14 protein-coding genes, 1 rRNA gene and 1 pseudogene are annotated in these 21,179 nt (G+C 32.1%); 14 read left to right on the top strand and 2 right to left on the bottom strand.

Features of this window, described 5'->3' with window-relative positions; all coding sequences use genetic code 11:
• Positions 1-75: 75 nt before the first annotated feature.
• Both BQ4446_RS08310 and BQ4446_RS07400 read left to right on the top strand, forming a co-directional pair.
• A pseudogene (locus BQ4446_RS08310) lies at positions 76-342 on the top strand (glycerophosphodiester phosphodiesterase family protein); the annotation flags it as partial.
• Positions 343-505: 163 nt separating this feature from the next.
• Positions 506-808: a hypothetical protein gene (locus BQ4446_RS07400; RefSeq protein ID WP_071028000.1), complete on the top strand. Its 303-nt coding sequence runs from the start codon at positions 506-508 to the stop codon at positions 806-808.
• Between the two features lie 271 nt (positions 809-1,079).
• On the opposite strand, the gene BQ4446_RS08685 is transcribed toward BQ4446_RS07400, so the two are convergent.
• A complete protein-coding gene (locus BQ4446_RS08685) occupies positions 1,080-1,184 on the bottom strand; it encodes a pyridoxamine 5'-phosphate oxidase family protein (RefSeq protein ID WP_245149696.1) in 105 nt (34 codons plus the stop codon).
• Positions 1,185-1,319: 135 nt separating this feature from the next.
• Positions 1,320-2,306: an aspartate-semialdehyde dehydrogenase gene (locus tag BQ4446_RS07390; RefSeq protein WP_071027998.1), complete on the bottom strand. Its 987-nt coding sequence runs from the start codon at positions 2,304-2,306 to the stop codon at positions 1,320-1,322.
• A 140-nt stretch (positions 2,307-2,446) separates the two neighbouring features.
• Between BQ4446_RS07390 and BQ4446_RS07385 the strand changes: the two genes are divergently transcribed.
• The 12 genes from BQ4446_RS07385 (at position 2,447) to BQ4446_RS07330 (ending at position 20,832) form a co-directional block, all read left to right on the top strand.
• Entirely contained in the window at positions 2,447-3,616 is a 1,170-nt protein-coding gene (locus BQ4446_RS07385) for a homoserine dehydrogenase (RefSeq protein WP_071027996.1), read from the top strand.
• A 74-nt stretch (positions 3,617-3,690) separates the two neighbouring features.
• Positions 3,691-5,988 (top strand): stalk domain-containing protein, encoded by a 2,298-nt coding sequence (locus BQ4446_RS07380; RefSeq protein ID WP_071027994.1) that lies wholly within the window; start codon positions 3,691-3,693, stop codon positions 5,986-5,988.
• 49 nt (positions 5,989-6,037) lie between these two features.
• Positions 6,038-6,625 carry a signal peptidase I gene (gene lepB / locus BQ4446_RS07375; protein ID WP_083329061.1) on the top strand — a complete coding sequence of 196 codons (588 nt, stop codon included), beginning with the start codon at positions 6,038-6,040 and terminating at the stop codon, positions 6,623-6,625.
• Between the two features lie 135 nt (positions 6,626-6,760).
• Positions 6,761-7,783: a phenylalanine--tRNA ligase subunit alpha gene (pheS, locus tag BQ4446_RS07370; RefSeq protein WP_071027992.1), complete on the top strand. Its 1,023-nt coding sequence runs from the start codon at positions 6,761-6,763 to the stop codon at positions 7,781-7,783.
• 17 nt (positions 7,784-7,800) lie between these two features.
• Positions 7,801-10,182, top strand: coding sequence for a phenylalanine--tRNA ligase subunit beta (pheT, locus tag BQ4446_RS07365; RefSeq protein ID WP_071027990.1), 2,382 nt, complete (start codon positions 7,801-7,803; stop codon positions 10,180-10,182).
• A 10-nt stretch (positions 10,183-10,192) separates the two neighbouring features.
• The gene (locus BQ4446_RS07360) at positions 10,193-10,741 is read left to right on the top strand and encodes a cell division protein ZapA (RefSeq protein WP_071027988.1); all 549 of its coding nucleotides are present in this window, start codon (positions 10,193-10,195) and stop codon (positions 10,739-10,741) included.
• Complete coding sequence (locus BQ4446_RS07355) at positions 10,731-13,061, top strand: U32 family peptidase (protein ID WP_071027986.1); 2,331 nt, start codon at positions 10,731-10,733, stop codon at positions 13,059-13,061. Before BQ4446_RS07360 ends, BQ4446_RS07355 begins: the two co-directional genes overlap by 11 nt.
• Positions 13,058-15,424, top strand: a complete 2,367-nt coding sequence (locus tag BQ4446_RS07350) for an endonuclease MutS2 (protein WP_071027985.1) — start codon at positions 13,058-13,060, stop codon at positions 15,422-15,424. The genes BQ4446_RS07355 and BQ4446_RS07350 overlap by 4 nt, the downstream gene beginning before the upstream one ends.
• 9 nt (positions 15,425-15,433) lie before the next feature.
• The gene (gene argS / locus BQ4446_RS07345; RefSeq protein ID WP_071027983.1) at positions 15,434-17,143 is read left to right on the top strand and encodes an arginine--tRNA ligase; all 1,710 of its coding nucleotides are present in this window, start codon (positions 15,434-15,436) and stop codon (positions 17,141-17,143) included.
• Positions 17,144-17,153: 10 nt separating this feature from the next.
• Positions 17,154-17,930: a hypothetical protein gene (locus BQ4446_RS07340; protein WP_071027980.1), complete on the top strand. Its 777-nt coding sequence runs from the start codon at positions 17,154-17,156 to the stop codon at positions 17,928-17,930.
• Positions 17,920-19,050 (top strand): tetratricopeptide repeat protein, encoded by a 1,131-nt coding sequence (locus BQ4446_RS07335; protein ID WP_071027978.1) that lies wholly within the window; start codon positions 17,920-17,922, stop codon positions 19,048-19,050. The genes BQ4446_RS07340 and BQ4446_RS07335 overlap by 11 nt, the downstream gene beginning before the upstream one ends.
• A 256-nt stretch (positions 19,051-19,306) precedes the next feature.
• Positions 19,307-20,832: ribosomal RNA gene (locus tag BQ4446_RS07330) — 16S ribosomal RNA — on the top strand.
• Positions 20,833-21,179 lie beyond the last annotated feature (347 nt).

The following is a 21,179-nucleotide window of genomic DNA, read 5'->3' as shown; positions in this document are numbered from 1 at the left end:
AACATTTAATTTTTCTAAATAAATTATAAAAAATAGATAAATGTTGTCAATTAATGCCATTATTCACTTTTAAAATTTAAAGAAATTGATAGGGAAGTTCCAATTGCTGCCCTAACTTCATCAGAAGTAATCGAACCCCATAAATATTTAAAAGAAAATGGTATTGGTTTTTACCATCCACTATTTTCATCAGTAGATGAAAAAATTTTAAAAGATTTGCAAGAAGAGGGAATAGAAACAAATGTATGGACAGTTGATTATAAAGAAATTTTTGATAAATGCATGAAAATTGGTGTTGAAGGAATAATTACAAACTATCCAGAACTTGATTTTGAAAAATAAATAAGAAAGTATGACTTTAAAAACCTGGCATAGCCGGGATTTTTTTATTATTAAGTCTAGAACCATAGGTGGAAAACTCAATTATTTATTATAAAAGCTGAAATTATTTTTTATAGGTGATATAATAATGCAAATTAAAGCATAAGTATAGAAGGGGCAATCAATGGTTATTTTAGAAAAAGTATTGGAGAAATTATTTTATTTTATAGGCCTTTCGTTTCTCGTAAAAATTATAAGCTTTTCTCGTAAAACCAGGACTTCAAAAATCCCAAAAATTTTAAGCAGATTATTTACAATTTTAATTTTTCTTATATCAATTTTGTCCTTAGCTTTTTATAGCCTTGTAATAATTGAAGTTGGAATTGTTAAAAGGATTATTGCTGGGATTTTAGCAATAATATTCTTAGGATATCTAATACATACAATTAAAGGGTATAGGGAAGATGAAAAAATTAAGACTAATTAATTTAAAGAAAAAAGCGGGGCATAAGCTCCGCTATAATAATAAATGGCATTTATTGTAGTTTTTATTTTTCTTCGTATAATTTTCCAGCAAGAGGTCCTGATGATAAGGTATAAATTTTATCTATATCAATTATAACCGCTGCCTTTTTTGGACTCACGCCGCATATTTCTCTTTACAAAGGCAACGATAATTTTTTCATTAGCATTAATATTCGAATAGTGTCTGCAACCTGTATTTTCACAATAAATCAGTCTATTGTCATCTAAAACCCTCATTGTTTTTTTGGGCCAATATCTGGCAAACCATCTTCGCCAACTGTTGCAATATAAGCTAACTTATCTTTAATAATTTTTTTCATTTCATCATTAAGTTTCATTTATATGTCCTCCTTAAATCTAGAGTAATTACACCCAAATTAATAATAATTATCAATTTGTTTAAAAAATATGCGAAATTATATAGGATTAAAAAAAGACAGCTATTTTAAAACTGTCTCAAAATTAAATTAAATTTATTTTATTAGGCTTTCTAAAATTTGAATTGTATTTAAGGCTGCACCTTTTCTCATATTATCTGCAACGCAAATTAAATCAAGGCCATGTTCAAGAGAGATATCTTTTCTAATTCTTCCAACATAAACTGAATCTTTTTCAGCAGCTATAATTGGCATTGGGTATTTTAAATTCTTGAGATCATCATAAAGAACAATACCTTTAGAATTTTTGTAAAGGTCAAAAACATCTTCTATTTTAAAATCTTCTTTTGTTTCTACATTTATTGCCACCATGTGTGATGTTCGTACAGGAACTCTGCATGTTGTCGCCGTAATTTTTAAGCTGTCATCATGGAAGATTTTTTTTGTTTCATTAACCATTTTCATTTCTTCTTTTGAATAGCCTGATTCTAAAAAGTCATCAATATGGGGAAGGACATTTCCAATAATTGGATAGGGATAAAATTCATTTTTTTCTCCCTTCATACCTCTTTCCAAATCTTCCATTCCTTTTTTTCCAGAGCCTGAAACTGCTTGGTATGTTGTATAAACTATTCTTTTAATTCCGTATTTCTTATAAATTGGATAAAGGGCAACAACTGATTGAATTGTTGAGCAGTTTGGTGATGGAATTATATTTCCGTCATATTTTGCATCTTCTGCATTAATTTCTGGCACAACAAGGGGCTTATCTTCGTCCATTCTATAAGCTGATGAATTGTCAATAACTTTTATGCCAAGTTTGGCAGCTATAGGAAGAAATTTTTTTGCCTGCGGTGAATCTAAAGCTCCTAAGGCGTAATCTAAATGAGAATTTTTTAAATTTTCTTCATTTAATTCTAAAACTTCGTAATCTTTACCTGCAAATTTAATTTTTTCTCCTGCTGATCTTTCTGAAGCAAAGAGAAATAAATTTTCAATAGGTAAATTTCTTTCTTCTAAAATTGAGAGCATTGTTTGGCCAACAAGACCAGTTGCTCCAAAAATTCCTAGTTTAATTGTCATAATTTTTCCTCCTTTTTTTAATAATAGCCAATACTTTAACTTCTGTCAATTGATATTATGTTAAAAAGGCTTAAAATTCCTTATAGCCTTGACTTTGAGGCAATTCTTTTATAAAATTTGTCTATATTAGGAGGTAGAAGATGAAAAAAATTGCACTTTTGGGTTTTGGCACTGTTGGCCAAGGTGTTTTTAATATTTTAAAAGAAAAAAAGGCCGAACTTAAAAAAAGAGGATTTGATTTAGAAGTTAAGAAAATTCTTGTTAGAAATTTAAATAAGGTGAAAGATTTTGATCCTTCTCTTTTCACCAATGACTTTGAAGATATTTTAAGAGATGATGAAATTGATCTTGCAATTGAAATGACAGGAGATTTAGAAAATTCTTATATTTATATTTCTAAACTTTTAAAGGCAAAAAAAGATGTAATCACATCAAATAAATCAGTCTTATCTCTTCACTTTGAAGAATTTTTAAATCTTTCAAAGGAAAATGGAGCAAAAATTTATTTTGAAGCTGCAGTTGGTGGAACAGTACCTGTTGTTCGTGAAGTTAAGGCCTTAAGTATATTTAATAAAATAGATAAGATTTACGGAATTTTAAATGGAACCAGCAATTATATTTTATATAATATGTTTGAAAATAAAGCAGACTATAGCGAAGTTTTGGAAAAAGCTCAAGAACTTGGCTATGCTGAAAGGGATCCATCTGACGATGTTTTGGGCTATGATATGAGAAGAAAACTTAGAATTTTAATGTCTATAATTGGTGGCGGAAAAATTACTGAAGATGAAATTGAAGTTTTTGGCCTAGACAAAATTACAAAAATTGATGTCGAATATTTGGGAGAAAATTATAGGGTAAAGGAACTTGCCCTTGGAAAATTTAATAAAAATAAATTTGTTGGACTTGTGGAACCAGCTCTTTTCAAAAAAGATGAAGACCTTGCAAGGCTTGATGATGCCAATAATATGGTAGAAATTTATGGCGACTATTTTGAAAAGCTAACCCTTAAGGGTAAGGGAGCTGGCAGATATCCAACGGCATCAGCAGTTGTTTGCGATTTAATTGATCTTCTATCAGGAAATGACTGGGAAATTTCAAGCGGAAATGATCTAATAAATGAAAATAAAAATTTCAAGGCTTCCTATTATTTAAGGACCAAAGGAGATTTTCCCAAGGATTTAATTGCTAGCCAAGAAGAATTTAAAGGCTACAAAATTATCAGGACTAAGGAAATATTAAGGTCTGATTTAATTAAAAATATTAAGGATGAAGATTCATTTTTTGCAAGGATTGAAGAAAATGATTAAATTTTCATTACAAATTGGAAATTTTAGAGATTTTTTACCCATATTCTCTATAATATAAATATGGAGGTTTTTTGATGAGGAAAAAATTTTTTATTTTTTTTACTTTAATTACAGTTTTACTTTTAAATATTGCGTTTGCTGAAAGCACAAAAACTCACGAAGAAATTATTGCACCAGGAGTTACTAGATACGAATATAATGTAGATACATCAAAGGGCAAGGCCATAGTAAACGTGTTGAAGTGTGATTTAAATGATCCTAATTTAAAAATTACAACAGTTGCTGGCGGCGGAACTTATACAAATAAGGCAACAGTAAGCCAAATGGGAGATAGGACAAATGCCGTTGGTCTTGTAAATGGTGATTTTTTCACCATGGCTTTGCAAGGAGTTCCCCTTGGTGGGTCTATAATTGATGGAGATATTAAATCATCTCCTGCAGTTTTAACCGACATCTACTCCTTTGGCATTGACGATACGAATACCTGTCATATTTTGGCAACAAATTTTGGAGGCTCAGTTATTGCTCCAAATGGTGCAAAATATCCCATTGATGGTTTAAATAAAACATTTTATTGGTATCAACCTTCAAAGGAATATTCTCATGCTGGAAAAATCCAAATGTATAATGATTTTTGGACTTCAAAATCTCGTGGTGACAAAACTGCTGGCGAAGTATTGTTGAGTTCTGAAAATGTTGTAGAAGAAATTGTCTACGATAAAAATCTTGATATGGCAATCCCCAAGGGTAAAAAAATCCTTCAAATTTCAGGGGAAAGTGCAAATTTCATTAAGACAAATGTAAAAGTTGGCGACAAATTAACAATAGATTATGGAATTTTTCCACAAAAAAATTGGAAGACTTTAATTGGAGGCCATTCACTTTTAGTTGACAAAGGAAAGGTTAGGGAATATAAAAAAGATATTAATTCTATTGGCGGCACTCGAGCAAGGACCTGCGTTGGCTATGGAAATGATGGAAAAATTTGTTATATTGTTTCAGCAGAGGGCAGAACAAAAAGATCGAAAGGTATGACTTTAAATGAACTTTCAAACTTTATGCTTTCCTTGGGATGTCAAAAGGCTTTAAATCTTGATGGTGGAGGCTCATCTGCCATGGTTGTTAGAAATCTTGGAGATTTAAAAAGAACTAGGGTAATAAATCCTGAATCAGGCAAGGGAGAAAGAAAAGTTGTAAATGGTCTTGGAGTTTTTAATACATCTGTCAATAGCGGAGTCATTAAAGATTTGAAATTTGAAGGGAAATCCGACCTATTAATTGGCGAAGCTACAGATTTTTCTGTAAAATCTGCTTGGGACGAACTTTTAAATCCCATTGATATAAAGGATAGGACCTTTACAATAAGTGAAAATTCACAGGGAGCGAATATATTAAATGGTGCAAGTTTTCTGCCTCTAAATCCCGGGAAATTTCAGCTTACTTTTACTTCGAATAAGGGTGAATCTGTTAGCAAGGAAATTAATGTAAATGATGCATCAGCTATTGAATCTCTTTCCATAAAATCTGAAAAGAAAAAAGTAACTGATGGGTCAAACCTAAAATTTGAAATATTTGCAAATTCTAATGGAAAGAAAATAAAACTTTCTCCAAGAGTTTTTAGCTATGAAATAGAAGGTTTTGATGGAGAAGTCGATATTGATAATTCACAAATTAAAATAAATGGCTTGGGAGAAAATCCTAAGCTCATTGCAAAAATTGCTGATAAATCAGCAGCCTTCTCTCTTTATGATGCAGACTCAAAGGTTATTGTTATGACTATAGGCAAAAAAACTTATAGCATTGATGGAGAAAATAAGGAAATGGATGCAAGCCCCTTTATTAAAAATTCAAGGACCTTGGTTCCCTTAAGATTTATTGTTGAAGCCATGGGAGGAATCGTTGATTGGAATGGGGAAGAAAAAACTGCAAGTATAAAACTTGATTCGGTTCAAAATGTTATGAAAGTAAAAATTGGTGCAAAGGAAATTATTGTTGATGATGATATGGTTCTTCCTATTGACTCGCCGGCAATAATTAAAGATGACAGAACCTATGTGCCAGTAAGATTTATTGCAGAATTTTTCAAGATGGAAGTTTCCTATGACGGAGCTAATAAAGAGATAACAATTGTTGATAGGGCTGCAAAGGATAGGAAGACAGCTAATACCAAAAACCCATCGGTAGACGAGGAAGTAGTTACTAACGGTCAGGTAGAAAATAATTCTTCTCAAAAAAATAATACTAAGGGAAATGCTAACCATAATTCTAATGCAAGTGCCAATTCAAAGGCTTCTGATGATATAAATTATAGACAAATGGAAGAAGAAAGTAAGGAGCTTGAAAATATCATTAGGAATTCTAAATCCAACTAATTTTCTTGTTAATAAATAAATTGTAGTTTATAATAATTTTGGTGATAAAATGCTAGAAGAAGAAAAAAATGATAATGTAAATAATTTAGAGAGTGAAGAAAATCCAAAGGATAAGAAAAAGAAGTCAGGATTTATGGAAGATTTAAAAATCGTAGTTCTTGCCATTCTTATAGCCCTATTTGTAAGGAATTTTGTCTTTAATTTGGCTGTAGTAAATCAAACATCAATGTATCCAACCCTCCACCCCAAAAATGTGGTTGTGGTAAATAGGATTAATGACCTTAGAAAAAATTATAATAGGGGAGATATAATAATATTTAAAAGTCCTGAAGATAGCAAAAATTTAATTAAAAGATTAATAGGTCTTCCAGGGGAAACAGTTGAAATTAAAGACGGTGAAGTATTTATAAATGGTCAAAAATTAGAAGAATACTATTTGCAAGATGGAGTTTATACAGATTCCATAGAAAGTAAGTTTATTTTAAAAGATGACGAATTTTTTGCCATGGGCGATAATAGAGAAGGGTCTTTTGACTGCCGAAATTTTGGTCCGGTAAAGACCAAGGCTCTTATGGGAACAACAACTATAAGAATTTTACCTTTTTCAGCAATGGGAAAAATTGACAAGGAAAAATAAATAAAAATTATAATCTGCTAGAAAAAAATTTCTGGCAGATTTTTTTGGAATTTTTTCAAAAAGGCTAATATGTGTAAAATATTGTCTTTAAAAGGCGTGGGTGATATAATTAAAAGAATAAAAAGGGAGGATTTTATGAAGGAAGAACTAAAAAAGATTGAAGAAGAATCTTTAAAATCTATTGAAAATGCAAATTATTTAAAATTAATTGAAGAAATTAAAATAAAATATTTGGGAAAAAAAGGAGAATTAACGGCAATTTTAAAGGGAATGGGAAAACTTTCTAAGGAAGAAAGACCGCTTATGGGTTCCCTCGCCAATGAAATTCGTGAAAAAATTGAAGCTTCGCTAAAAGAAAAAGAAAATTCACTTAAGAATGGACTTTTAGAAGAAAAATTAAAGTACGAAAGAATTGACGTTACTCTTGAAACTGACAATTTAATTTTGGGACACTATCATCCCTTAAAAAAGACTATTGAAGATTTGGAAGATTTATTTATAAAAATGGGTTTTATTGTCTATGACGGACCAGAAATTGAAAGTGTAGAAAATAATTTTGATTTACTTAACACTCCTAAAAACCATCCTTCAAGGGATATGTCAGATACCTTTTATTTTGACGAAAATAGGTTACTAAGAACTCAAACATCTCCTTGTCAAATCAGGGCCATGAAAGAATTGGGAGCACCTTTAAGAATGATATGCACAGGAAGAGTTTTTAGAAATGATGAAGTAGATGCAACTCACTCACCAATGTTTCACCAAATGGAAGGCCTTGTTATAGATAAAAATGTTACAGTTGCAAATTTAATTCATTCTCTTGACTATTTTGTCAAAGCATTTTTTGGAAATGACATGAAGACAAGATATAGGCCACATTATTTTCCATTTACAGAACCCTCTCTTGAAGTAGACACAACTTGCATAAATTGTAAGGGCAAGGGATGTCCAAAATGCAATCACACCGGCTGGTCCATGGAACTTTTAGGATGCGGCATGGTTCATCCCAATGTTTTAAGAAATTGCGGCATTGATCCAGACATTTATCAAGGTTTTGCCTTTGGTATGGGAATCGACAGAATTGCAATGGTAAGATACGAAATAAAAGACATTAGAATGATGTTTGAAAATAATACGAAATTTTTGGAACAATTTTAAAAACTTTAGGAGGAAGCATGTTAGTACCTATTAAATGGTTAAAAGATTATATAGATATAGATGAAGATATAAAGGAAATTGCAGATAGACTTTCAAATTCTGGAAGCCATGTTGAATCAATAACAAATAGGGCAGAAGGAATTGAAAAAGTTGTAAGCGGTAAAATTTTAAAAATTGAAAAGCATCCCGATGCAGATAAACTTGTTATTTGTAGCCTTGATATAGGAAATAAAGTTTTGCAAATTGTAACGGGGGCGAAAAATGTTTTTGAAGGAGCTATTGTGCCTGTTGCCCTAAATGGTTCTAGACTTGCTGGCGGAGTAGAAATTAAGACTGGCAATCTAAGAGGGGTAGAATCGGAGGGAATGTTATGCTCTTTAGAAGAACTTGGTTATGAAACATCAGTTATTCCAAAGGAAGCAAGGGATGGGATTTTTATTTTTCCACAAGAAACTGAAATTGGAGTGGATGTTACTGAACTTCTTGACTTAAATGAAGAGATTATTGAATTTGAAATTACACCAAATAGACCTGATTGTCTTTCCATTATAGGGATGGCAATTGAAACGGCGGCCTCTTTTGACAAGAAAATCACAAGACCTGACACTACAATAAAAAATCAAGTTGGAGATATTAATGATTATCTTGAAGAAATAAAAATAGAAAGTCCAAACTGTAATAGATATTTTTCAAGAGTGATTAGAGATATAGAAATAAAAGAATCTCCATTATGGATGCAAAATTATTTAATGGCAGCAGGAGTCAGACCAATTTCAAATATTGTTGACCTTACAAATTTTGTCATGCTTGAATATGGAATACCTATGCACGCCTTTGATTTAGATTCTTTAAAAAATAAAAAAATTGTTGTAAGAGAAGCAAAGAAAGGCGAAATATTAAAGACATTAGATGGAAAAGATAGAGAGCTTGCTGATGGGGATATTTTAATTACTGACGGGGAAAATATAATTGGCCTTGGTGGAGTTATGGGAGGTTTTGATTCAGAAATCACTTCTTCAACAAAAAATGTTTTAATTGAAGGGGCAGCCTTTAATGCAAATAATATTAGAAAGACTTCAAAAAGATTAGGATTAAGATCTGAAGCATCATCAAGATTTGAAAAGGGTCTTGACACTAATACCTGTGAAATTTCAGTTAATAGGCTTTGTTATCTTGCAGAAATTTTGGGACTTGGTAAAGTTGTCAAAGGTTTCATTGATGTCTATCCCAATAAGGAAGAGGAAAAAATCATAAACTTAAGTCTTGAAAAAAATAATAAATTAATAGGAATTGATTTTTCAGCTGAGGAAATTATGAATATTTTAGAAAGACTTGAAATAAAATGCGAGGTAAATGGCGATGTTATTTTTGCTAAAATCCCTAGTTTTAGAGGTGATTTAAATATTCCTGAAGACTTAATTGAAGAAGTTGCAAGAATTTATGGCTATGATAATATTAAACCAGTGGCATTAAGCGGCAAACTTTCTGTTGGTTCAAGACCAAGACACAGGGAAATTGAAATAAAAATAAAAAACTACCTAACCGGCCTTGGCTATAATGAATTTATGACCTATTCCTTTGTAAGCCCTTCAATATTTGATAAGCTTGAAATTTCAAAAGATAATCCTATAAGAGATGTTTTAAAAATTATTAATCCTTTGGGAGAAGACTATTCAATTATGAGGCCAACTTTAATTCCATCTATAATAGAAGCCCTTGCAAAAAATTCTTTTAGGGGCAATGAAAATGTGGCTGGTTTTGAAATAGGAAATACATTTTTTAAGTCAAACTCTGACATAGCTGAAGAAAAATTAAAACTTGTTATGGGCTTTTATGATCTTGGAGATTTTTATTATCTCAAGGAAAGTATAGAAAAAATTCTTTGGGATGTTGGACTTTCGGGATTTTCATATAAGAGAATTAAAGAAAGTTTTCTCCATCCAGGCAGAAGTGCGGAAATTCTTTATAAGGGTGAAAGGATTGGAATAATGGGTGAAGTTCATCCAAAAGTTCTTGAAAATTACGGAACAAAGAAAAAAATATATGTTGCAGAAATTGACTTTGATTTAGTTGTTTTAAATTCTATAAATAATTATAAATTTAAGGATCTAGCAATTTATCCATCAGTAAAAAGAGATTTTGCCTTTATTATGGATAGGGATATTGAAGCTGGTCAAATTGAAGAAATTGCAAGAGAAAAGGCTCATGAGCTTTTGGAATCCTTTAAGGTTTTTGATATTTATGAAGGAGAAAATATAGAAAAGGGCAAAAAATCTTTAGCTTTTTCACTAATTTTCAGGTCCAAGGACAGAACATTGGCCCAAGATGAAATAAATGAAATTTCATCTGAAATAATTAAGGAAATTGAAGAAAAACTGGGGGCTCTTTTAAGAAGTTAGGAGGGATTTCATGACAGATAAAAGAGTGGAAGTAAAAATTAAGGATATGAGTTTTTATGTTGTAGGCGATGAAAATGCTGCCTATATTAAAAGGCTTGCCTCAAATTTAAATTCCAGATTAAATGAAATTGAAAGAAAAAATTATAGGTTAAATCAAATTGAATCCACAATTTTAACAGCCTTAAATATTCTTGATGAATTGGAAAAGGAAAGGGAAAATAAGGCTGACCTTCAAAGTATTTCAGGCGATCAAAAAGCTGTTGCTGAAAAGATAAATGAATTAAAAGAGCTGAGAAAGGGATTTTCAGAAAAGGAAAAGGAAAACAAACAGTTGAAGGATAATTTAATTAGCCTAAGCAATAAGCTGAAAAAGGCGAATGATGATATAACTAAAAAGACTTCTGAAAATTTCCAAAAAAATGATAAGATAGTTGCCTTAAATAAGGAAATTGAAGACTTAAAAAAGACTAAAGAATCTCTACAAGGACAAAATCAAGAGGCACAAAAAAAGATTATAGATTTAAACAGAGAATTAGAAAGCATATATAATGAAAAATAATTATGAAATCTTGGCACCTGCAGGCAGCTTTGACACACTTGTTGCGGCAATATCAGCAGGTGCCCATGCTCTTTATTTGGGAGGAGAAAAATTTTCAGCCAGAAAAAAAGCGAAGAATTTTTCTATGGAAGAACTGGAAAAGGTCGTTAAATATGCCCATCTTAGGGGAGTGAAAATATATTTAACGGCAAATATTTTAATTGATAATGGAGAAATGGATGAGGCTATTGATTTTATAGAGGGACTCTATGATTTAAAAGTTGATGCCCTAATTGTTCAGGATCTTGGCCTTGCAAAAAATATTAAGGATTATTTCCCTGATTTTGAAATTCATGCTTCTACGCAAATGGCAATAAATAATTTTTATGGGGCAAAATTTTTAGAAAGTTTTGGCTTTTCAAGAGTTGTCCTTGCAAGAGAAACTCCTCTTTATGAGCTTGACCTTATAAAAAAAGGAACAAATTTAGAAATAGAAACTTTTATACATGGGGCCCTTTGCGTTTCATATTCAGGAGAATGTCTGATGTCTTCAATGATAGGTGCGAAATCAGGAAATAGAGGCGAATGTGCTCAAGCCTGCCGTAAATCTTATGAAATAATTTCAAAAGAAGGAAAAATTTTAGGGGGCAAAAAATATTATTTGTCCCCAAGAGATTTAAACACCTTAGATGAGATTAAGGATATGATTAGTCACGGTGCCTATTCTCTAAAAATTGAAGGTAGAATGAAAAGGCCAGAATATGTTTATGAAATTGTAAAGGCCTATAAAAAATCCTTAGATGACAAATTAACTAGTGAAGATAAGGAAGATGTAAAACAAATTTTTAATAGGGATTTTACTAAAGGGCTTTTTTATGGTGATTTTGGTAAATCTTTCGTGTCTGAAAATAGACCTGACAATAGAGGGATTGAAATTGGCGAAGTTTTAGGGAGACTTGGCAAAAATTACAGGATAAAATTTTTCCAAGACATAAAAATTGGCGATGGACTGGAATTTAAGGGTGAAGGAAAAAGTTTTGGTTTAAAATCCGAAAAATTCTACGAAAAAAATAAGGTGCATTTATTTTATTCAAGAGAAAAAATTCTTTTTCCTTCTATTATAAATAGGACACTTTCTATTGACCTTGAAGAAAAAATTTCAAATGAAATTAAGGATAATGAATTTTCTCTTGACTTAAATATTTTTATAAGCCTAAAAAGGGGAGAAAGAGCCTTTGTGAGAGGTGAATCTTCTGGCTTTTTTGCAGAAGTATATTCTGATGAATTTGTAGAAGATGCCCAAAAAGCTGCTCTTGATAGAGATAAGGTTTTCGAATCTATAAATAAATTAGGGGACACAGTTTTTAAAATTAATAATTTTGATGCTAAGCTTGATAAGGGAATTTTTTTAAGAACTTCTTCTTTAAATAAGATGAGAAGAAAACTTACAAGCGATTTAGAAGAAAAGCTAGTAGCTATAAATAGAAGAAAAAAACCTTCAAAGGTTAAGATTGTAGAACTTGAAATTAGGGAAGAGCAAGGAATTTTAATTGAATTGTCAAAGACTGACCATTTAAAATATTTAAAGGAACTTAAAGGAAACTATCATTTAATTATTAATTATAGGGACCTAAAAAATTTAGACCTAACAAATACAAATGCTCGTGAAATTTCTATAAAATTTGAGAAAATATATGATTCCTATGAGCTAAAAAATATTTATGAAGATTTAAAAAATTATAAGATAGATGGGCTTTTTATAAATAATCTTTCGCAAATTGAAATTTTTCGGGGCCTAGGTCTTAAAATGCACGCTGATATTGGACTTAATATATTTAATTCTTCAGCAGTAAGTTTTTTGGAAAGTCATGGTTTTTCATCAATCACTTTATCGCCAGAACTTAATTTAAGACAGATTAGAAAAATTGCAAAGTCTTCTAAAATCAAATTAAATGTAATTTCCTATGGTAGAGTTCCGGTTATGACCATGGAACATTGCCCCTATTCTTTAATTAAAAACTGCAAGGATAATTTTCACTGCCAAGACTGCTCCTTTAAAAATTATTATTTAAAGGATGAAAAAAATGTGTACTTTGAGCTTATAAGAACAGGACATTTAAGTGAAATTTTAAATTCATATCCCATTTTTTTAGATAGGGAACTTGATCAGTTAAAAGATTTAAAAATAGACCCTATAATTATTTCAGATTCTTTTTTGGATAGGGTTTTTAATTTATATTCCTTAGCTTATAATGAAAGAGAATGGGAAAAGACAAAAGGAATTATTAAAGATAGATATAAGTCCCTAACCAAAGGGCATATTACAAGGGGGCTCCTATGAATTTTTCCAAAGTTTCAAAAACTTTAGAATTAGATAAAATCCTTGAAAATTTAAAAGACTATGCTTCGGCGCAAGTAACAAAAGAATATATTGATAAGGTGGAAATTTCAACAAATTTTGAAGAAGTTATAAATAGGCTTGAAGAAACAAGACAAGCTGTAAATTTAATTACAAGAAATGGGGACCCACCTCTTTTTGCAATTATCCCTGTAAAAAATCTTTTAAAAAGAGCAAGCCTTGGTGGAGTCTTATCCATTAAAAATCTTTTAAATATAAGTGATTTTTTAAGAGTTGGGAGATTTTTAAAGAATTATTTAAAGAAAGATGACAAACTTTTGACTGAAGAAAATTTAGGACTTATTAGTTCTTTTATTGATAATCTTTACACCAATAGAGCTCTTGAAGATTCTATTAATGAAAAGATAATCTCGGAGGAAGAAGTTGCTGATGACGCATCAAGAGAGCTTCTTTCAATTAGGAGGTCCATAAAAAAGCTTGAGTCATCTTTAAAGGATAGACTTGAAAAAATTCTTGCGACTAATAAGGATTATTTGCAGGATAGCCTTGTAACTTTAAGGGAGGGCCGCTATGTTATCCCTGTTAAAAATGCAAATAAGGGAAGGGTAAAGGGCCTTGTCCATGATATTTCATCTTCTGGGCAAACTCTTTATATTGAACCAATGGAAATAGTCAATGCAAATAATGAAATTAAATCCCTAAAAGTTGCTGAAAGAGAAGAAATTGAAAAAATATTAAGGAAACTTTCAGAAGAAGTTGCCGATGTTTCTGAAAATATAGGCGGTAACGAGGAGCTTTTAATTTATTTAGACTTTGTTTTTTCCAAGGCGAAATTTGCCCTAGAAAATTTTTGCTATTGCCCTAAAATCAATAATAAAAAAGTAATAGATTTAAAAAATGCTTATCATCCGCTTTTGGATAGGAAAAAAGCTGTGCCCATAGACATAAATATTGGAAGAGATTTTATGTCCATAATAATTACAGGGCCAAATACGGGCGGGAAAACTGTTACTTTAAAGACAGTTGGACTTTTGCAGCTTATGGTTCAGTATGGACTTTTTATTCCCGCCAACGAATCATCAGAACTATCTATTTTTAATAAGCTTTTTGCTGATATTGGTGATGAGCAGTCAATTGAGCAAAGCCTTTCGACTTTTTCATCTCACATGACAAATATTGTTGAAATTATTAAAAATGTTGATGAGGAATCTTTAGTTTTATTTGATGAACTTGGTGCTGGCACTGATCCAACAGAAGGGGCGGCTCTAGCAAGGGCAATTATGGATTATATGCTACAAAGAAAAATAAGGTGTATGTCCACAACTCACTATAATCAGCTTAAAATTTATGCTCTTACAACAGATGGAGTCCAAAATGCCTCTATGGAATTTGATGTAAATACATTAAGCCCGAGTTATAAATTATTAATAGGCCTGCCAGGCAAGTCAAATGCCTTTGAAATTTCAAGAAGACTTGGCCTTTCTTCTGCTATAATAGAAGATGCTGGAAAATTGATTTCCGATGAAAACATAGAATTTGAAAAAGTTTTAGCTTCAATTGATGAAGATAGAACAAAAACACGGGAAGATAGATTTTTAGCCCAAAGAGAAAAGGAAGACCTAGAAGAAAAAAATAGGTCTTTAAAAAGAGAAATTCAAAAAATTGAGGCATCAAAGGAAAAAATTCTTGCTGATGCTAGAGAAGAGGCAAGAAAAATTGTCTTAAGGGCTAAAGAAAATAGCGAACTTGTCCTATCTGAAATAAATGACATAAGAGATCAGATGACCAGCGAAAACGCAAGAAGACTCCAAGAGTCAAGTGACATTTTAAGAGAAAGTATAAATGCTCTTGATGGCAGGGGACAAGTGAAACTCGAGAAAGCAGCAAATCCTATAAAAGAAATTAAAAAAGGAGATAAAGTAAGAACGAGTTTTGGAAATATTGCAACGGTTTTAGAACTTCCTGATGCCAATGGAAATGTTTATATCCAGTCTGGGGTTATGAAAATGAAAGTCCCTAAAGATTTCTTAACAAAAGTTTTAGAGGAAGATGGAGACCAAAGACAAAGGACTTCAAATATAATTAAAAATAAGGCAAAAAACATTAGACCTGAAATTGATTTAAGGGGCAAAAATTTTGAAGACTCTAAGGATATAGTTGACAAATATTTAGATGATGCCTTTTTGGCAGGTTTAAAAACTGTTAGGCTTATCCATGGCAAGGGAACGGGAGTTTTAAGAAAAAAACTTAGAGAATACTTAAGAAAACAAAAAAATGTTAAGTCTTTTGAAGACGCAAACTATAATGAAGGCGGAGACGGAGTTACTAACGTACATTTAAAATAAGGAGTTAATATGATTAATTTTAGAGAAGAAATTATTAATATTTTGCAAGGAAACATAGAGAATTTGGACAGAGATGACATTGATAAAAAAATTGAGATTCCACCAAACTATGATTTGGGAGATTTTGCCTTCCCAGTTTTTTCGCTTGCTAAAGTTTATAGAAAAAGCCCTGCCCTAATAGCAGAAGAACTTGCGGGGAAGTTAAAGTCCAAATATTTTGAAAAGATAGAAAATAAGAATGCTTATTTAAACTTTTTTATAAATAAAAATATATTAGCAGAAGAAGTTTTAAAAGAGTCAGTATCTAAAAAAGATGAATTTGGCAAGGTTAATTATGGGGAAGGGAAAAACGCAATAGTTGAATATTCTTCAACAAATATTGCAAAACCATTTCATATAGGTCATATACGCTCAACAGTAATTGGAGATTCCTTAAAGAGAATTTATAAATTTCTTGGATATAATGTAATAGCCATAAATCATCTTGGAGATTATGGGACTCAATTTGGCATGCTAATTTATGCCTACAAAAAATGGGGTAGTAAAGAAAAAATTGAAAACAATCCCATTGATGAACTACTAAAATTATATGTAAAGGTCAATGAAGAAGCGGAAAATAGCAAAGAAGTAAAAGATGAATGTCGATATTGGTTTAAAGAACTTGAAAATGGAAATGAAGAAGCTGTAGAAATTTGGAAATGGTTTAAAGATGTTTCTTTAAAAGAATTTAATAGAGTATATGATATGCTTGACATTGAATTCGATTCCTATAACGGAGAATCATTCTATTCAGATAAAATGCCAGCCTTAATTGAAAACTTCAGAGCTATAAAGGTTTTAGAAGAATCAGAAGGAGCAGAAATAATAAATCTGGAAGATTATGATCTTCCACCAGCCATTGTAGTTAAAAGTGATGGAACAACAATATATTTAACAAGAGACTTAGCCGCAGCAAAATATAGACATGAAACCTACAGACCCTATAAAAATATATATGTAGTTGGAAGTCAACAAAGCCTTCACTTTAAGCAGTTAAAGGCAGCCCTTAAGAAAGCTGGTTTTGATTGGTATGATGAAATAGTTCATGTGGCTTTTGGAATGGTTTCTTTAGAAGACGGAACTCTTTCGACAAGAAGAGGGAAAGTTTTATATTTAGAAGATGTGTTAAATAAAGCTACAGACAAGGTTCGTGAAATTTTAAATGAAAGAGAAAATGAGCAAGGTATAAAAATTGAAAATAAAGATGAACTGTCACAAGTTGTGGGAATAGGTGCCATTAAATTTCAAGAATTATTTAATGGAAGAATTAAAGACTATGTTTTTGATTGGGACAAGACGCTTTCTTTTGAAGGAGAAACTGGCCCATATGTACAATATGTACATGCTAGAATATCATCCCTATTAAAAAAAGGACAGTTCGATCTTAATAATGAATTTGATTCAAGCCTATTAAATTCAGAAGCCGAAATAAATATTATTAGGAGTCTTTATAACTTTACAAATGTAGTGATAGATGCTCACGAAAAATATGAACCCTATTTTATAACAAGATATGTAGTGGAATTAGCAAAGAATTTTAATAAATATTACAATCAAACAACAATTTTAGTTGATGATGAAATTTTGAAAAACTCTAGGCTTGTCCTATGTTATAGCGTAAAAAATGTTATAGCTCAGGCTCTATACTTACTTGGTATAAAAGCACCTGAAAAAATGTAGAGGAGGACTAATGAATTTTTTTAAAGACTTACTTTTGGTCTATAAACAAGCCTTTAATGAAAGCCTAAAAAATTTAAAAAGAAATCCAATTTTTATTCTAATGCCAATTTTTTATGGAGTTTTGTACCAAGTTGCCATTTTGGCCTTCACAAATTATATAGCACCTCTGCTTGGAGTATTATCGGGATTTGTAATGCCTCTTATGATTAGCCTTATACTTTCCAGCTATTACTCTATGTTAAGCGACCTTATATTTTATAATAGAATTTCCTTTAAAAATTTTGAAGGGACTTTTACGGCCTATTTTTCTTCAATATATTCAGTCTACTTCATTTTTATTTTAGTATCTTGGCTAAAAACTCTATTATTGAATAATTTTATTTTTATTTTAATTATTTCTATAGTTATGTTGATTTTATTTAATCCTATAGCTGAAAGTATATATATTGGAGGAGAGCAGTATCAAGGAGCCTTTATTCATTCCTTTAATTTTATGAAAGAAAATATGAGTCTTTGGATTCTACCATTCCTTCTATATTTAATTTTAATCAGATTATTAACATTTGACTCCTTTGGACCTTTAGAGTTCATTTTGTCATCTAGTCTTGTAGATATAATCCTTGGGAATTTTAATCTTATTTTCATCTTAAATAAGGGAACTCTATTTACAATTATTGCTATGGTTTTGACAGGAATATATGCAGTATTCAGGGGTAATCTATTTAAAATTTTAAATAACTCAACCAGAAGAAAAAGACAATTTATGGGAGAATTTAATGACTTTTAAAGAAATCATAGAAAAAAATAAACTTGAAAAATTAAATGACATTGGCTTTTTAAAGTTTAAAAAAGATATAGAACTTAAAAAGGGTCTAAAATTTGAAAAGGGGATAGATTATCCCCTTAAATTTTCATATATAAAAGAGGGGATTAGAGAAGGTGGTTTTGATGAAGGCATAAATATAGATAAATTCTTAGATTCTATGGCCTATATTCTAGGAATAGATAGCAAACTGGAAAATACAGAAGATTATAAAAAAATACTAAAGGGTCTTTTAGACGAGCCAGCCAAATATTATATTTCAAAAATAGTAGAAAATTTTAAAGAGAGTCCAATAGATTCACTAATTTATACTTCATCATATAACAAGTTATTCTCTGCAAATAAAAGAATAGAATTAATAGAAAAGGAAAGTCTTTCGAATCTTTTGGACTCCTTAAAAGAAGAACTAGATTCTAGAGACTTTGAATGGGAGGCTCAAAATATTCTAAATTCTTACGAGGAAATGACCCTAAAATACGAAAATTTTGCACCCCCATACCTTCATCTTGCTTATATTTATGAAGGAGAGGAAAACTATATAAAAGCAAAGCTCTATTATGAAAAATTTTTAGAAAAGTCAGGTGACAATAAATTAAAAGATGAAGTAAGAGAAGAACTTTTGAAAATAGAAGACTATGTAAATATAGAGAGTGCTAAAACCTACCTTGCTTACGGAGAAGCTTATAAGGCCATTAACTATTTAAAAAATGTTAGTATGGACTATTTTGACCGAGAAGAATTCTATTTCCTTATGGGAAGATCCTACTATCTCTTAGGGGAAAGCCAAGAAGCAGAAGAATATTTACAAAAATCCTTTAATGAAGAAATTACAGACGATAATGCAAGTCAGCTTGCCATGATTTTAGTTAATGAGAATAAACTTGATAAAGCAGAAAAGATATTAAAAAGTGCAGAGGAAAAAATCAAAGACTCTTTTTTTATTTATTATAACTTGGCAAGTATTTATTATTTAAAAAATAATGAAAAGAAAGCATTGGAATACTATGAAAAAGCCCATAAAATAGACAATCTTGAAGAAATTGAAAAAATTATAAGAAATTTAAAAAAAAGGCTTGACAGTTAAGAAATAAAAAGTTATACTATAAAAGCTGTCGCGAAAGACAGCAAGCATCCGATGAGAAAAGTCAAAAAAAAGTAAAAAAAATGAAAATTTTTCTTGACAAAAAAAACCAGAGGATATATAATAAACAAGCTACTAAAAAGTAGCGAAGAAAAATGATAATTAAATAGTGTAAGAATAGAATCACAAAAGCAGTTATCGAGAGATAACAAAGAAACCAGAATTCGTAATCAGAAATGATTTTTGAGTTAGACAAATTATAATTGAGAGTTTGATCCTGGCTCAGGACGAACGCTGGCGGCGCGCTTAACACATGCAAGTCGAGCGATGAAGATTTGACAGAAGCCTTCGGGCAGAAGACGAATTGGATTAGCGGCGGACGGGTGAGTAACACGTGAGTAACCTGCCTTTTACACAGGGATAGCCTCGGGAAACTGGGATTAAAACCTGATGAAACTTTCATATCGCATGATAAAGGAAGTTAAAACTCCGGTGGTAAAAGATGGACTCGCGTCCCATTAGCTAGTTGGTGAGGGTAACGGCCCACCAAGGCAACGATGGGTAGCCGGCCTGAGAGGGTGAACGGCCACATTGGAACTGAGAGACGGTCCAAACTCCTACGGGAGGCAGCAGTGGGGAATATTGCACAATGGGGGAAACCCTGATGCAGCGACGCCGCGTGAACGAAGAAGGCCTTCGGGTCGTAAAGTTCTTTTATATGGGAAGATAATGACGGTACCATAAGAAAAAGCCCCGGCTAACTACGTGCCAGCAGCCGCGGTAATACGTAGGGGGCTAGCGTTGTCCGGAATCACTGGGCGTAAAGGGTTCGCAGGCGGCAATGCAAGTCAGATGTAAAAGGCGGAGGCTCAACCTCCGTAAGCATCTGAAACTGTATAGCTTGAGAAGTGTAGAGGCAAGTGGAATTTTTAGTGTAGCGGTGAAATGCGTAGATATTAAAAAGAATACCGGTGGCGAAGGCGACTTGCTGGGCACATTCTGACGCTGAGGAACGAAAGCGTGGGGAGCAAACAGGATTAGATACCCTGGTAGTCCACGCTGTAAACGATGAGTGCTAGGTGTCGGTAGAAATCGGTGCCGCAGTTAACACAATAAGCACTCCGCCTGGGGAGTACGTGCGCAAGCATGAAACTCAAAGGAATTGACGGGGACCCGCACAAGCAGCGGAGCATGTGGTTTAATTCGAAGCAACGCGAAGAACCTTACCAGGGCTTGACATATTGAGGACAGTATTAGAGATAATACCTCTTCTTCGGAAGCCTTAAAACAGGTGGTGCATGGTTGTCGTCAGCTCGTGTCGTGAGATGTTGGGTTAAGTCCCGCAACGAGCGCAACCCCTACCTTTAGTTACCAGCAGTAAGATGGGGACTCTAAAGGGACTGCCGATGATAAATCGGAGGAAGGTGGGGATGACGTCAAATCATCATGCCCTATATGCCCTGGGCTACACACGTGCTACAATGGCTGTAACAAAGAGAAGCGAAATCGCAAGGTGAAGCAAACCTCAAAAAGACAGTCTCAGTTCGGATTGTTCTCTGCAACCCGAGAACATGAAGTCGGAGTTGCTAGTAATCGCAGATCAGAATGCTGCGGTGAATGCGTTCCCGGGTCTTGTACACACCGCCCGTCACACCATGGGAGCTTGTAATACCCGAAGCCTGTGAGCTAACCGCAAGGGAGCAGCAGTCGAAGGTAGGATAAGTGACTGGGGTGAAGTCGTAACAAGGTAGCCGTATCGGAAGGTGCGGCTGGATCACCTCCTTTCTAAGGAGAAAACCGAAACCAGATAGGATCTACGGATTCTATCTGGGAAGGAAAATCACATTATTCTTACACTATTAATTATGTTTTTTTAACGGACTAACTTTGATAATTCAAAACATGAATAAAAAAATCAATAATTATGTAACTATGGTAAATTTATTTATCATATTGCAATACTTGTACTACGTTACAAATTTTAATGTGGAAGGATTGTACGTAAGATTTCCTAAACTATTGGTTTTTTTGCGATGGTTTTCAAAGATTTGCAAGTTTGATTTTGATTGCTATAATTGGCAAAAAAGCCTTGATAAAAAAAGCAGATTTCAAATGTTGCTAGAGCTGAGTCC

The organism is Peptoniphilus raoultii (assembly GCF_900099555.1).
Taxonomy (GTDB): domain Bacteria; phylum Bacillota; class Clostridia; order Tissierellales; family Peptoniphilaceae; genus Peptoniphilus_A; species Peptoniphilus_A raoultii.
This window is presented reverse-complemented; position numbering and strand designations above follow the sequence as displayed.

Coding starts and splice junctions, on each gene's coding strand:
- BQ4446_RS07400 (WP_071028000.1), top strand. CDS start 506: ATGGTTATTTTAGAAAAAGTATTGGAGAAATTATTTTATTTTATAGGC.
- BQ4446_RS08685 (WP_245149696.1), bottom strand. CDS start 1,184: ATGAAACTTAATGATGAAATGAAAAAAATTATTAAAGATAAGTTAGCT.
- BQ4446_RS07390 (WP_071027998.1), bottom strand. CDS start 2,306: ATGACAATTAAACTAGGAATTTTTGGAGCAACTGGTCTTGTTGGCCAA.
- BQ4446_RS07385 (WP_071027996.1), top strand. CDS start 2,447: ATGAAAAAAATTGCACTTTTGGGTTTTGGCACTGTTGGCCAAGGTGTT.
- BQ4446_RS07380 (WP_071027994.1), top strand. CDS start 3,691: ATGAGGAAAAAATTTTTTATTTTTTTTACTTTAATTACAGTTTTACTT.
- lepB (WP_083329061.1), top strand. CDS start 6,038: ATGCTAGAAGAAGAAAAAAATGATAATGTAAATAATTTAGAGAGTGAA.
- pheS (WP_071027992.1), top strand. CDS start 6,761: ATGAAGGAAGAACTAAAAAAGATTGAAGAAGAATCTTTAAAATCTATT.
- pheT (WP_071027990.1), top strand. CDS start 7,801: ATGTTAGTACCTATTAAATGGTTAAAAGATTATATAGATATAGATGAA.
- BQ4446_RS07360 (WP_071027988.1), top strand. CDS start 10,193: ATGACAGATAAAAGAGTGGAAGTAAAAATTAAGGATATGAGTTTTTAT.
- BQ4446_RS07355 (WP_071027986.1), top strand. CDS start 10,731: ATGAAAAATAATTATGAAATCTTGGCACCTGCAGGCAGCTTTGACACA.
- BQ4446_RS07350 (WP_071027985.1), top strand. CDS start 13,058: ATGAATTTTTCCAAAGTTTCAAAAACTTTAGAATTAGATAAAATCCTT.
- argS (WP_071027983.1), top strand. CDS start 15,434: ATGATTAATTTTAGAGAAGAAATTATTAATATTTTGCAAGGAAACATA.
- BQ4446_RS07340 (WP_071027980.1), top strand. CDS start 17,154: ATGAATTTTTTTAAAGACTTACTTTTGGTCTATAAACAAGCCTTTAAT.
- BQ4446_RS07335 (WP_071027978.1), top strand. CDS start 17,920: ATGACTTTTAAAGAAATCATAGAAAAAAATAAACTTGAAAAATTAAAT.